The sequence below is a fragment of the Dechloromonas denitrificans genome (assembly GCF_020510665.1).
GTDB classification, from domain to species: Bacteria; Pseudomonadota; Gammaproteobacteria; order Burkholderiales; family Rhodocyclaceae; genus Azonexus; species Azonexus denitrificans_B.
Window position 1 is genome coordinate 2,532,501 of record NZ_CP075187.1, and the last position, 13,216, is coordinate 2,545,716.

5 protein-coding genes, 3 tRNA genes and 2 rRNA genes (1 of these 10 running past the window's edge) are annotated in these 13,216 nt (G+C 57.4%); all 10 read right to left on the reverse strand.

Annotation, left to right across the window (positions count from 1 at the left end; all coding sequences use genetic code 11):
• Positions 1-405, reverse strand: a 23S ribosomal RNA gene (locus KI614_RS12020); it reaches 2,476 nt to the left of the window's first position.
• Positions 406-613: 208 nt separating this feature from the next.
• A tRNA-Ala gene (locus KI614_RS12025) sits at positions 614-689 on the reverse strand.
• A gap of 12 nt (positions 690-701) precedes the next feature.
• Positions 702-778, reverse strand: a tRNA-Ile gene (locus KI614_RS12030).
• 60 nt (positions 779-838) lie between these two features.
• Positions 839-2,376, reverse strand: a 16S ribosomal RNA gene (locus KI614_RS12035).
• The 16S and 23S rRNA genes sit together here with 2 tRNA genes alongside, the layout of an rRNA operon.
• Positions 2,377-2,774: 398 nt before the next feature.
• Positions 2,775-3,653 (reverse strand): ParB/RepB/Spo0J family partition protein, encoded by an 879-nt coding sequence (locus KI614_RS12040; RefSeq protein WP_226405963.1) that lies wholly within the window; start codon positions 3,651-3,653, stop codon positions 2,775-2,777.
• A 120-nt stretch (positions 3,654-3,773) separates the two neighbouring features.
• Positions 3,774-3,849: transfer RNA gene (locus tag KI614_RS12045), tRNA-Met, on the reverse strand.
• A 67-nt stretch (positions 3,850-3,916) separates the two neighbouring features.
• On the reverse strand, positions 3,917-6,406 hold the full coding sequence (locus KI614_RS12050; protein ID WP_226405964.1) for a tetratricopeptide repeat protein: 2,490 nt from the start codon (positions 6,404-6,406) through the stop codon (positions 3,917-3,919).
• Positions 6,407-6,430: 24 nt separating this feature from the next.
• Positions 6,431-7,768: an HlyD family type I secretion periplasmic adaptor subunit gene (locus KI614_RS12055; RefSeq protein WP_226405965.1), complete on the reverse strand. Its 1,338-nt coding sequence runs from the start codon at positions 7,766-7,768 to the stop codon at positions 6,431-6,433.
• Positions 7,765-9,909, reverse strand: coding sequence for a peptidase domain-containing ABC transporter (locus tag KI614_RS12060; RefSeq protein WP_226405966.1), 2,145 nt, complete (start codon positions 9,907-9,909; stop codon positions 7,765-7,767). The genes KI614_RS12055 and KI614_RS12060 overlap by 4 nt, the downstream gene beginning before the upstream one ends.
• Entirely contained in the window at positions 9,899-13,165 is a 3,267-nt protein-coding gene (locus tag KI614_RS12065) for an efflux transporter outer membrane subunit (RefSeq protein WP_226405967.1), read from the reverse strand. Before KI614_RS12065 ends, KI614_RS12060 begins: the two co-directional genes overlap by 11 nt.
• Between the last annotated feature and the right edge of the window lie 51 nt (positions 13,166-13,216).

Below are 13,216 nucleotides of genomic sequence, written 5' to 3' on the forward strand. Positions count from 1 at the left end.
CCATGTTCAGACAAGGTTTCACGTGCCCCGCCCTACTTTTCGCTAACTTAGTACCACGGATCTGTTTTCGAATACGGGGCTATCACCCACTACGGCCGGACTTTCCATTCCGTTCTTCTAACAGTTCCGCTATCACTAGCAGGCTCTTCCCCGTTCGCTCGCCACTACTAGGGGAATCTCGGTTGATTTCTTTTCCTCCGGCTACTTAGATGTTTCAGTTCACCGGGTTCGCTTCAATATCCTATGTATTCAGATAAAGATGACCATTGCTGGCCGGGTTTCCCCATTCGGATATCGGGGGATCAAAGCTTCATTGCCAGCTCCCCCCCGCTTTTCGCAGGCTTGCACGTCCTTCATCGCCTGTGATCGCCAAGGCATCCACCACATGCACTTAGTCGCTTGATCCTATAACCTTGTCCTCTCTCGCGAGAGCGGCTACAGGCAAATCTTTGTGCGACCGTTATCCCGACTAAGAAATAACGATCGATGCAATCACAACGTATTGCTAATGCCTCATCAGCATCAGCAATACAACCTTCTTCCAATTTGTTAAAGAGCGTGGCATTTCGTTTCCAAAAGCCAAAGATAAACAGCCATGCTTATCTTTAGGTTTTGGTGGAGGATAACGGGATCGAACCGTTGACCCCCTGCTTGCAAAGCAGGTGCTCTCCCAGCTGAGCTAATCCCCCGTGTTTAGACGTTGGTGGGTCTGGTTGGAATCGAACCAACGACCCCCGCCTTATCAAGACGGTGCTCTAACCGACTGAGCTACAGACCCTCGTCTGTTGCCACTACTGAACAACCGATAGGTTGTGGGTGCCAGAGATGCTTTCTCTAGAAAGGAGGTGATCCAGCCGCAGGTTCCCCTACGGCTACCTTGTTACGACTTCACCCCAGTCACGAACCCCGCCGTGGTAAGCGCCCCCCTTGCGGTTAGGCTACCTACTTCTGGCGGAACCCGCTCCCATGGTGTGACGGGCGGTGTGTACAAGACCCGGGAACGTATTCACCGCGACATGCTGATCCGCGATTACTAGCGATTCCGACTTCACGCAGGCGAGTTGCAGCCTACGATCCGGACTACGATCGGCTTTCTGGGATTGGCTCCACCTCGCGGCTTGGCAACCCTCTGTACCGACCATTGTATGACGTGTGAAGCCCTACCCATAAGGGCCATGAGGACTTGACGTCATCCCCACCTTCCTCCGGTTTGTCACCGGCAGTCTCGTTAAAGTGCCCAACTAAATGATGGCAATTAACGACAAGGGTTGCGCTCGTTGCGGGACTTAACCCAACATCTCACGACACGAGCTGACGACAGCCATGCAGCACCTGTGTTCCAGCTCCCTTTCGGGCACACCCAAATCTCTTCGGGCTTCTGGACATGTCAAGGGTAGGTAAGGTTTTTCGCGTTGCATCGAATTAATCCACATCATCCACCGCTTGTGCGGGTCCCCGTCAATTCCTTTGAGTTTTAACCTTGCGGCCGTACTCCCCAGGCGGTCAACTTCACGCGTTAGCTCCGGTACTAAATGGTTTTACCCACCCAACACCTAGTTGACATCGTTTAGGGCGTGGACTACCAGGGTATCTAATCCTGTTTGCTCCCCACGCTTTCGTGCATGAGCGTCAGTATCGACCCAGGGGGCTGCCTTCGCCATTGGTGTTCCTCCACATCTCTACGCATTTCACTGCTACACGTGGAATTCCACCCCCCTCTGCCGTACTCTAGCCTTCCAGTCACAAGCGCAGTTCCCAGGTTGAGCCCGGGGATTTCACGCCTGTCTTAAAAAACCGCCTGCGCACGCTTTACGCCCAGTAATTCCGATTAACGCTCGCACCCTACGTATTACCGCGGCTGCTGGCACGTAGTTAGCCGGTGCTTCTTATTCCGGTACCATCATCCACACAGGGTATTAGCCCATGCGATTTTTTCCCGGCCGAAAGAGCTTTACAACCCGAAGGCCTTCTTCACTCACGCGGCATGGCTGGATCAGGGTTGCCCCCATTGTCCAAAATTCCCCACTGCTGCCTCCCGTAGGAGTCTGGACCGTGTCTCAGTTCCAGTGTGGCGGATCATCCTCTCAGACCCGCTACAGATCGTCGCCTTGGTGAGCCTTTACCTCACCAACTAGCTAATCTGATATCAGCCGCTCAATCAGCGCAAGGCCCGAAGGTCCCCTGCTTTCCTGCTCACAGAATATGCGGTATTAGCGTAACTTTCGCTACGTTATCCCCCACTGAAAGGTACGTTCCGATACATTACTCACCCGTTCGCCACTCGTCAGCGGAGCAAGCTCCCTGTTACCGTTCGACTTGCATGTGTAAGGCATGCCGCCAGCGTTCAATCTGAGCCAGGATCAAACTCTTCAGTTCAATCCAAAACACTCGCAATTCACTGACGGTAGAATTTTTACTTCTACCTCGATGGATCTCTCCATCCGTGTGATTGCCTTAATACTTTTTGCGACTTGCGTCGCTTCGCATCAAGGCACCCACACCTATCGGTTGTTCAAATTTTTAAAGATCGCTACCGCGCCGTTTCTTTCGATTCGTCTGCAGCAGAGAAGCGAGATTATGAAGCACTTCCTACATCTCGTCAAGCACTTTCTCACTTCTTTTTTCCTACCAACTTCTCCTTCCCTTCCGCCGGAAACCCCGGCAGCAGCGAAGAGGGCGAATTATATACACACTAAAAGCGCAGTCAACTACTTTGTGAAAACAATCCGAATTTTTCGTCCGCTATATATATGCACACTCATGCAATCGAAAAATCAGAGGGTTTTCATTGCCAGAAACTCATCCACCAACCTAGCGAGAACATCTTCCTCATCCTCTGTGGTCAAACCAAGTATTTCAGCAACCATTTTCACTTTACCTGCATTGATTCGACGCCGCGCCGGATTGATCGGCGCCACTTTCTCGGAGAGCCCTACCTCACCATTGACTTCATCGCCCCGCTCCGCTTCTTCACGAGCGTATTTAGGTGAGGCTTTTTTTCTCGATCGCCCCCCCTCCTCAAGCAGAACATCATCGATTACCTGGCGCGACAACTTTTCCCCTGCAGGCAGTTGTGCCGCCTTGGCAATCAGACTCTCGGCCTTCGCTTCATTTTTTTGCGCCAACTTTTCCAGACGGACAGCAGCCCCCGTCCCCGATATCCGCCCTTCTTCCAACAGCGCATTAACCTTAGGCGAAAGATTGGCAGCAGCAGTCGCCTGGACCAGCCAGGCTTTTTTGCGCCCGAACACTTCGGCAGCATCACTTTCCTGCCCAAAACCATCAACAATTCGCTGAATGGCTCTTGAGGAATCGCGAGACTCAAGCGGGACTCGCAAACCACTTCCCATATTCTCGAATACCTGGATCGCCAGCAGCTCATCCGCCTGACAGGCATGAATCACCACCGGAACCAACTTCTCACCAGCCAGAATAGCTGCACGGCGGCGGCGCTCACCGACAACAAGCACATGACGCCCTGCGGCATCAGCCGGCTGAACAACGAGCGGATGAATGACTCCATGGCGCCGAATCGACGTAGCCAGCATTTCAAGCGCCGCCTCATCGACATGACGCCGCGGATGATCCGAATGCGGATCAAGCAGACCAACATCGATCATTTGAAAAACAGGAATGGTGTCCTTGAAAGACATGGCAGCTCCACCGCAGGTTTGCTTAAATTCGGAAATTCTCTTTTAGCCAGCCAACAAAGACCGAGCCAAAAACAAAAAAAGGACCAACAGCACAAGGCGGTTGATCCTTCATTAGTCTTTTGGTTGCGGGAGCAGGACTTGAACCTGCGACCTTCGGGTTATGAGCCCGACGAGCTGCCAACTGCTCCATCCCGCGTCCGTCAGAGCTCACTATTATGGGTTACTACTTGGGGGAACGCAAGAACAATATGAATTGACGCGAACTAGCGATGCCCCTGCCCTGCTCTAAGTTGCGCAATCCTGCGCGTGATTTGCTCAGCCCGGCGCTTTCCATCCTTAAGTTGCTGGCCGCTCATCAAAACCTCGGCATGCTCGCGATTTGCTTGCGCAGCTTCATTACCGGCAGCTGCTGCCGCAGCAAACCAGGCATAAGCCTCCGCCAGATCGACTTTTCCAAGCCTGCCCGTTGCATGCGCCAGACCCAAGCGGGTTTGGGCAATCGGAATTCCCTGCTCGGCAACCTTTTCAAGCCACACGACAGCCTCTGCATAGTTCTGAGGAACACCTTGGCCTTTTTCGAGCATCAACGCCAGGTTGTATTGCGACTCCACGTCCCCTTGCTCAGCAGCCTTGCGCCACCAATGAACTGCCTCGCCATGATTTTGCATGCCACCGCCCCCCGTGGACAACAGCACGGCAAGTGCTGCCTGAGCGGGCGGAAAGCCTGCCTGCGCCGACTGGCGATACCAGCGGACGGCCTGCCCGAAATCCTGCCTCTGGCCTTTATCGCCATCCACAAAAATTTTCCCGAGTGCCCATTGGGCTTTGGGATCACCTGCCTCAGCGGCCCGCATGCACCACTCAAAACTGTTCTCATCTTCCTCGCCAAGAGCCTTCGACTCTCCGGAAGCACTATTCAATGGAACAGCCTGGCTGCCCTCGCCGGCCATGCTAGCGAAAAGTGCAGATACGGCCTCTGGATCCCGGCGCGTCAACTCGGCCAATTTGGCCAACGCTGCTTTATGTCCCTGAGCCGCTGCCAGCAAATACCAGTTCAGCGACTCGGCATCGAGAAGGCCTCCCTCCCGGTCAACCAGCCAATCGGCCCAAAAATGCTGACCTGCCGAAACCCCTTCCTCTGCCGCCTGCCGGAACCAGACTTGCGCATCGGGCGACTTTTTTCTGGCGAGCAAAGCGAGCATCGCAACCATCGGTCGGCTATCAATGGCTCGCTCCATTGCACGCGCATACCACTGCTCGGCATGCCGGTCGGCCGTCGCTCCGCCACCTTTCTCAAATAATTGCCCCAAGTAAAGCTGAGCGTCGGAATCGCCTTGTTCTGCCGCCTTCAGCCACCACGATGCAGCTTGCCGATTATCTTTCGGAACGCCTTCGCCTCGCGCATAAAGCGATCCCAAGACACGCTGGGACTGTGCGAAGCCTTGCTTGGCAGCCGACCGGTACCAGGCAACAGCCTGCTCCAGACTATCGGCGACATCGCGTTGCGCCATATAGGCATCGGCAACCGCATGCTGTGCCTCAAGTGATCCTTTTTCTGCAGCGAGCATGTACCAGAACAGCGACTCCTGCAGATTTTGTGCCGTCCCCTGCCCCGTCGCCAGACGATGACCGATGCGGCACTGAGCATCTGTCACCCCCTCCTCGGCTGCCCGGCGGTACCACTGCGTCGTCATACTGACGGATTCGCGGTCAAGCAGTTGCGCGAGAGCCATCAGTGCCCCGGCCTCACCTTGCTGACTGGCCGCCAGCAAATAGCCAAGCGCCTTGTCAAAGTCAGGCTCAAAACCAAGCCCGCCGGCATAAAGCTTGCCGAGCGCCAGTTGCGCCTCCGGATTGCCATGTTCGGCCGCTCGCTGATACATCTCAACGGCAAGGATCGGGCGCTCGTCCTCATACAAACGAGCGAGGCGCAACTGAGCGCGCAAATCCCCCTGATCAGCCGCCTTCAAATACCAGTTTTCCGCCGTCAGCGGGTCGGCAGCGACACCGAGCCCCTGCTCGTACATCACCCCCAGCTGATATTGAGCCTCGCCATCCCCCTGCTCGGCCGCCCGACTCAACCAGGAAACGGCCTGACGGTTATCCTTGGCAACGCCTTCGCCACGCGCGTACATCAAACCCAGCTGGGATTGGGCGGCAGCAAATCCCTGACGTGCGGCCTTACGGTACCAGGCGACGGCCTGCACCAGGTCCTGAACCACGCCCTTGCCACTTTGGTACTGCGTGCCAATAATGTATTGGGCGGAAGGGGCGCCATTTTCTGCCGCCTTCTGGTACCAATCAGCAGCCCGTCCCTGATCAGCACCACTCCCTGAAGCCAGACGGGCGCCCACCATCAGCTGGGCTTCAACGACACCTTTTTCGGCGGCCTTTTCGAAGCAGCTATTGGCAAAATCCTCTTGCGGGACGCTCAGCATCTGGCCAAGCTTGAACAAGGCGCGTGAGTTGCCTCGCTCCGAGGCTTTCAGATACCACGAGAGCGCTTCGCGAATGTCGCGGTCAACCCCTTGCCCCATGGCATATTTGCCGGCCAGGATGTATTGCGCGGCAGAAACGCCCTTGTCGGCAGCCTTGCGATACCAATATAGCGCCTGGTTAAAATCCTGCTCGACACCGACGCCATTCGCATACATCAAACCCAGGCTGTACTGTGCCTTGCCTTGTCCGGCCTCAGCTGCTCGCCGAGTTTCCCGGAAGGCTTCGTGATCTTTGCTGGCAGGCTGGAAACTCACGGAAAGACCGTAGCAGGCTGAAGATCAGGGTTCGCGAACCGACTCATCAAGCGCCCGGACCAACGGCCAGATGAGGTAGGAAATGACCGATCGTTTGCCGACAACGATTTCTGCGGTCAACGTCATGCCGGGCAGCAATCTGGCTTGCTCAGGCATCTTGCGCAAACGCGTCTGGTTCAAACGAACCCGGCTCGTATAGAAAGCCTCCATACCAGAGGAAGGGTCGGCTTCACGCCGGAAGGCATCCTCGCTGATCGTGCTCAAGGCCCCCTCCAGCCCGCCGTGACGCTGAAACGGATAAGCATCGAGTTTGACATGTGCAGCATCGCCCACCTTGATGTAGCCAATATCAGCCGAATCAATTTTGACCTCGGCCTCCAGGTCGCCGCCAATCGGCACCAGCGTAAACATCGGCTCGGCCGCCCTGGCCACGGAGCCCGTCGACAATTTGGCAATTTCGAGCACAACCGCATCAGCCGGTGAATTCAGAACAACCAGTTGATTTCTCTTATCCGCTTTTTGCAACTGCTCGACGACATTACCGCGCTCACGCGAAATGGCCAGCAACTCTTCCATGATTTTCTGGCGCCAGCCGGTTTCGAAGGAGACCTTTTCTGCCTCCAGCGCCCCCAACTCCTTGCGCAATTCCTGCGCCCGATTTTGTGCCCCCTGCATGTTTCGCTCGGCATCGATCAAGCGGTCCTGAGCCTCCAGCAGACGGGCGCGAACGGCATATTTCTGGGCAACCAGCTCGCTCTGCATCGATTCCATGTCACGCAGGACACGAACGCGCGAAGACAAACCCTGTTGTTCGCCGCGGTTGGTCTCGATTGCGGCGCGGACCCGGGCAATCGCCTCTTCGAAGCGTTTGCTCTGCGAACCAAAGCTTGCCCGGCGCTCTTCGGCCAGTCGGTTTTGCAACAAGGTATCGGCATCCTTGACGTCGGCAACCACAATCGGCTTGCCGGACAACTCAGCCTCGAGACGCGCTAGCTGATTTTCCAGGCTATGCAAGCGCGAACGCAACTGGGTTTCATCCGCCTCGGTAAAGGTGGGATCCAGGGTTGCAAGACGCTCCCCCTTCTTGACCACTTGCCCGACCCGGACATTGATGCCTTGAATGATGGCCGTTTCTAGTGGCTGCACAATAATATTGGGCAAGGGCGTGATCAGCCGGCCACGCGCCGTAACGACAAGATCGGTTTCAGACAGCGAGGCCCAGAGCAAAAATGAAATCAGCGCGGCCAACAGAACGTGAACGGTGATCCGTGCCGAACGCGGCAGCGGTCGACGCTCGATTTCATCGGCATCCGGCAGGAATTCGATGGCCGTGTCTGCGGACTTGTCTTTTTTCGCGCTCACAGATGGCTTGTCTGCTGGTTCCATAGCTGTTGATAGGTTTCACAACGCCCCAGCAACTCCTGATGCGTCCCACAATCGGCCAGATGGCCGCGCTGCATGACGAGAATCGCGTGAGCATTGACCAGGGTCGACAGACGGTGCGAAATCATCACCACGGTTCGACCAACGGCAATTTGTGAAAGGTTCTTGATGAAGATGGCCTCGCTCTCAGGGTCCAGCGCACTGGCAGCTTCGTCGAGAATGAGGATACGCGGTTTGGCAAGCAGCGAACGGGCAATCGATAGGCGCTGTTTCTGCCCGCCACTCAGGTTCGAGGCATTTTCTTCGAGGATCGTGTCGTACCCTTGCGGCATCCGCTCGATAAACTCGTCGGCGCCAGCAGCGCGAGCTGCCGCAACGATCTCCTCGAACGAAGCATCCGGCTTGGTCATGGTCAGGTTTTCACGCACCGAACCGCGGAACAAGAAATTTTCCTGCAACACGACACCGACCTGACGACGCAAATGGGCCAGATCGATCTCCCGCGCATCCACCCCATCGAAACGGATAATCCCTTCCTGGACCGGGTAAAGCCCCTGGATCAGTTTGGTCAGCGTCGTCTTGCCCGAGCCGCTACGGCCGACAATACCAACCACGGCCCCCGGCGGAATGGTGAATTTGGCACGATCAAGTGCGGTGGCACTCGAACCGGGATAACGGAAAGTCACGTCATCGAACGAGATCTCGCCAACCAGTTGCGGACGCAGCCCCGCCGCACCACCACGCCCTTCGGAAGGCCGATTCATGACCTCACCGAGCATGCGAACCGAGAGCGCCGTCTGCTGATATTCGTTGATCAGCCCGACAATCTGGATCAGCGGATTGACGACCCGCCCGGACAGCATCTGGAAAGCAATCAGTACACCGACCGTCATCGTATGGTCGAAAACCCCTTGCGCACCGACGACAATGATCGTGATCGGCATCAATTTACCGAGGAAATCAGTAATGGCCGCACCCGTAATCGAAATCTGACCGACCCTGAAATGGGTTGTGATCGCTTCGGCCGACAACTGGTCCCAGATTCGGCGCTGGGTGGGTTCGATGGCCAGCGCCTTCACCGTCCGCATGCCATGCACGGTTTCAACCAGCAGCGACTGACGCTTGCCTTCGGCCGAATACAAGGCATCGAGCCGGCGCCGATAGGTCGGCAGCAGGCCGGCAATGATCGCTGCGATCAGCAGGGTAAAACCGAGAACGATGGTGGCCAGCTTGACCGAATAGGCGAAAAGCAGCGGCAAAAAGATCAGCAATGCGGACGCATCGAGCGCCGTGAAGAACAAACGCCCGGTCAGAAAATTACGGATGCTTTCAAGTTGCTGCATGTGGCGGGTAACGACACCGGCCGAATTGGACTCGAAATAATCGATTGGCAGCGAAAGCAGCTTGCCGAAGGTCCGGCGCGTCAGTTGCATGTCGATCTTGTTGGTTGCGGCAAGCAACAGGAACTGGCGCAGATAAACAAAGGTCGAGTCAAAAACCAGGGCGATGATCACCCCCACCGTCAGCACCCAGAGCGTCGAACTGCTCTGGTGAACCAGCACCTTGTCGATGACTGCCTGGAAAAACATCGGTGAAGCCAGGGCCAGCAGATTCATCGCGATAGCAGCCAGGGCGATGTCGCGGAAAGCCGATTTCTGCTTGAGAATTTCCGGAATGAACCAGCGCAGGCTGAACGGCTGCCCAGGGTCAGAAAGCGAATGCGTGCGCTTGATGAAAATGACATCACCATCCCAGCGACTGCAAAACTCGTTTTGCCCGAGCAGGATGACATCAGCCATGTCTGCGGTCGGGTCGAGCACGGCGACCTTCTTTTCACCTTCCTCGGTCCGCACACCGACCAGAATCATGCCGCTTCCTGCGGTCAACCTGAGCAGGATAGGAAAAACGCCTTCCTGTGCAAAGAGGCCTTCCCAGGACAGCTTGTCGGCCTTGGCCTTGAGGCCGATCTCGGTCGCCATGCGCAGCAGCATCGCACCTTCCGGCTCTTCGTCGGCCAGCGCGTAATCGTGAATCAGGCGATCAGGGCTGACCGCCAGGCCATGATGCTGTGCAATTGCCGCCAGACATTGAACGATGGTGTGAGGGAACTTATCGGACATCGTTGCCAGTCAGGTTGTCAGGTTGAACGGAAGCGGCATTATCGAGCAACGGCGAGACATCGATACGACTGAGACGGCCATCGGCAGCAAACACGGCCGGCACGACCAGGCCGCGGCGCGACTCCTGGCGCTCGATGGTACGCACCATCGCCTGCGCTTCCCGCTTGCTGCCAAAGGTGCCGGTGCGAACAGAAAAACGCGGCTTGCCCGGGGTTTCGCCGGCATCGCAAACGTACGGCTCATAGCCCAGCAACTGCCATTCGGCAAACGCCTTGGCGGCATTTTCAATGCTCGCGAAGACACCCAGCTGAATCGAAAAACGAGGAGCAAGCGCCGGTGCCACCGGTTTCGGGGCAATATCGGCTTTGGCGGAAACGGGCACGGCATCCCGGACGATTTCCGGCATGGGAGCAGCAGGAGCGACCGGCGGCTCGATCATCGGCTCATTGATTTCTGCCTTGCCGGCAGGGTCGACCGCAACAGCAACGACAATCGCACTGGCGCTTTCCTTCCGGCCGAGCTGCAGCGCCAGGGTGGCGGCATCGCGGCGCTGGGAAAATTCACCGGTCCGTACGCCGTACCACGGACGACCTTCGGCATCGCGCAGCGGCGCGACATCAACATTCACACCCCGTCCTTGCCAGTATTTACGCGACACTTCGGCATTTTCAGGACTTGAAAACGCGCCCAGTTGAACCGCGTATTTCGGCTTGACCTTACCTGCCTGACGCACACTTTCCGGCACAATCCTGGGCACGGCTTCATCAGCCGACACCGCGGGCGGAGCAGCCTCCGGCGGCTCGGGCAAAACCTGACTTTCCTGACCCAGCCGGACACTCAGCACATCGCTGATATCAACCTGTGCCGGTTGCCCGTTGGCATCGAGCAACGTCGGAACCAGAACGGCGGGCGCCTCGTCTTTCCGGCGAATCAATTGCGCCGCATTGGCGGCATCCCGCCGTTGAGGGTAAACACCGGTTCTGACGGCGTACCACAAACGACCATCCGAACCACGCGTCTCTGCCACATAAACGTCGTAACCGCGGAATTGCCAGACGGCGCTCGCAATCGCCGCATTCTCAAGATTGGAGAAGGCGGCCAGCTGGATCGTATGGGCAATGCGCTCCTTGCGATCACTACTCTCCTTGTCGACCGCAGCAATCTCAGAAACTGACGCAGCCGGTTTGGCCGGCACCGTCTCGCTGCTGGCCGGCGGCTCGACGGGCAAACTGGCCGCAGCCGCAGCCGCAGCCGCCGTCGGCGCGGCAGTCGCGGCCAGTACGTCGGCAGGAACCTCGTCGCCCCGGGCATTGACGACGCGGCAACGCTCCTGATTAGCCAGCAATTTTCCGCAAAAATCCTGGGCCTCAAGCGGCGAGGCAAAGCTGGCAACATAAAGTCGGTACCATGCCTCCTGCCCTTCGACACTGTCATCGATCCGGCCATTCAGCCGCGGACGAACCATGCGGCCATCCATTTCCTTCGGGTAACGGCTGCGCAAATCGCGCCATGCGGCCCCCACCGTATTGCGGTGATACAGACCGGGCAATTCGACTTGCCAGAAACCCTGGGCACTGACACCCGCCAAGGGATTCAGATCATTGGTTGCGAGATCGACGCCATTCACGGAAAAAGCCTTTTCCGGCGGGTTGACCGCAGGTTTAGATGCTTCAAGCCGTCCGGTCAGCTCACCGACCGGACGCTTACCCTGGCCCGGCGTTGGAGGAGCCACCCGGACGCCGCCGCCCAAAGCCAGAAACAGAGCGGTGTAACCACGGTAATGCTCCATCTGCGAGCGCTGGAACTCATCAAGATAGCGGTGATAAGTTCGCTCCGACTCAAGCAAGGTCAGATGATCGGCGCCACCCATGGCGTAGACTTTGGTATTGATTTCCCAGGAACGGCGGGCTGCATCGGCAGCCTCGCGCTGCGCATCCAGCCGCTTGCCGGCCAGGCGAATCGTGGCCAGAGCGCCTTCGACTTCGCGCATTGCCTGATAAATTGTCCGGGCGTAATTCTCGACCATTTCCTCATACATGGCCTCGCTGTACTTCTTCTCGCCCTCGCGCTTGCCGCCGTCGAAAATACTCGCCGTAACACTAGCCACCGTGCTCCAGAAGAAAAACTTGGGCAGGAAGAACTGCGACAGCATGTTGCTGCTGTAGCCACTTTGCGCCGACAGGTCGACCGGCGGCAGGATACGGGTTCGCGCCACGTCGATATCGGCATCGGCCGACAGCAGTCTGGCTTCCGCCATGCGCACGTCGGGACGACGGAGCAGCAGCGAAGACGGCAAGCCCGGCACAACCGAAGGCACGCTGAGCGAATCAAGCCCGACATCCGACAGTGAAATGGCGCCGGGAACCGAGCCCACCAGGAAAGCCAGCGAATTCAAGGCATCTTCGCGCTGTTGCTCAATGGTCGGGATTGCCGCACGCAAGCCGAAAACCAGTGCTTTCTGCTGTTCAAAATCACCCAGTGTCGCATCGCCCAGATCAAGTCGGCGTTGCATCGTACGTAGTGTTGCGCTGAGGACCTTTTCCGTATCGCGGGCAATACGCAGGCGGTCATTCAGGGAGGCATACTCGACATAACTGGAAACGATGCTGGCCGCGACGTTGCGCTGAACATTGTCGCGCTCATAGGCAGCACGCCAGAGTTGAAGGTTGGCCGAATCGATCAGCGAACTTTGCTCGCCCCAGACGTCAAGCCGCAATTCACTGCGCAGGCTGCCCTGAAAGGCATTTTGCGGCGCGCGCGGCGAACCGCCAGTCGGCACGGTTCCCACCGTCCCTCCGGGCGCCTGGCGCGCTGCTACCGTCGGCAACGAAAGACTGGGCAACAAGCCGCCTTTCGCCTGATCGGAGCGAGCCTTGGCTTGTGCAAGACGAATCGTCGCGATACGAACATCGGGGTTGTTGGCCAAACCGCGATTGACCAGGCCATCGAGTTCCTGGCTACCAAATGAGCGCCACCAATCTTCAAAGCCGGCGGCATCGCCGCTGGACGGCAAAGGACGCGCATCCTTCTCGGAAAGCGAATCCGGTGCGGCTTTCCCGTCGGTCGCCGGCGGCGTGTTCTTGAACTGCGGAGCAACCGGCACAACCGGCACGTCATAATTGCTGCGCTTGGCCAGGCAGCCACTCAGGATCAATCCAGCAAGACCGGCGATCAGCAGGCGGCAAGAAGCCCCGGACAAGCCAGAAGGCTTCCGGATAGTGGCTTCGGGACGCTTTTGCCCGGTCATTTTTGCCATCTGTCTCCCATGGACCTGAATGCTACCATGCGGCTACGCCAATCCCTTGCC

What these genes read in the sequence shown, in the direction of transcription:
- KI614_RS12040 (WP_226405963.1), bottom strand. Translation starts at nt 3,653, where the DNA reads ATGTCTTTCAAGGACACCATTCCTGTTTTTCAAATGATCGATGTTGGT.
- KI614_RS12060 (WP_226405966.1), bottom strand. Translation starts at nt 9,909, where the DNA reads ATGTCCGATAAGTTCCCTCACACCATCGTTCAATGTCTGGCGGCAATT.
- KI614_RS12065 (WP_226405967.1), bottom strand. Translation starts at nt 13,165, where the DNA reads ATGGCAAAAATGACCGGGCAAAAGCGTCCCGAAGCCACTATCCGGAAG.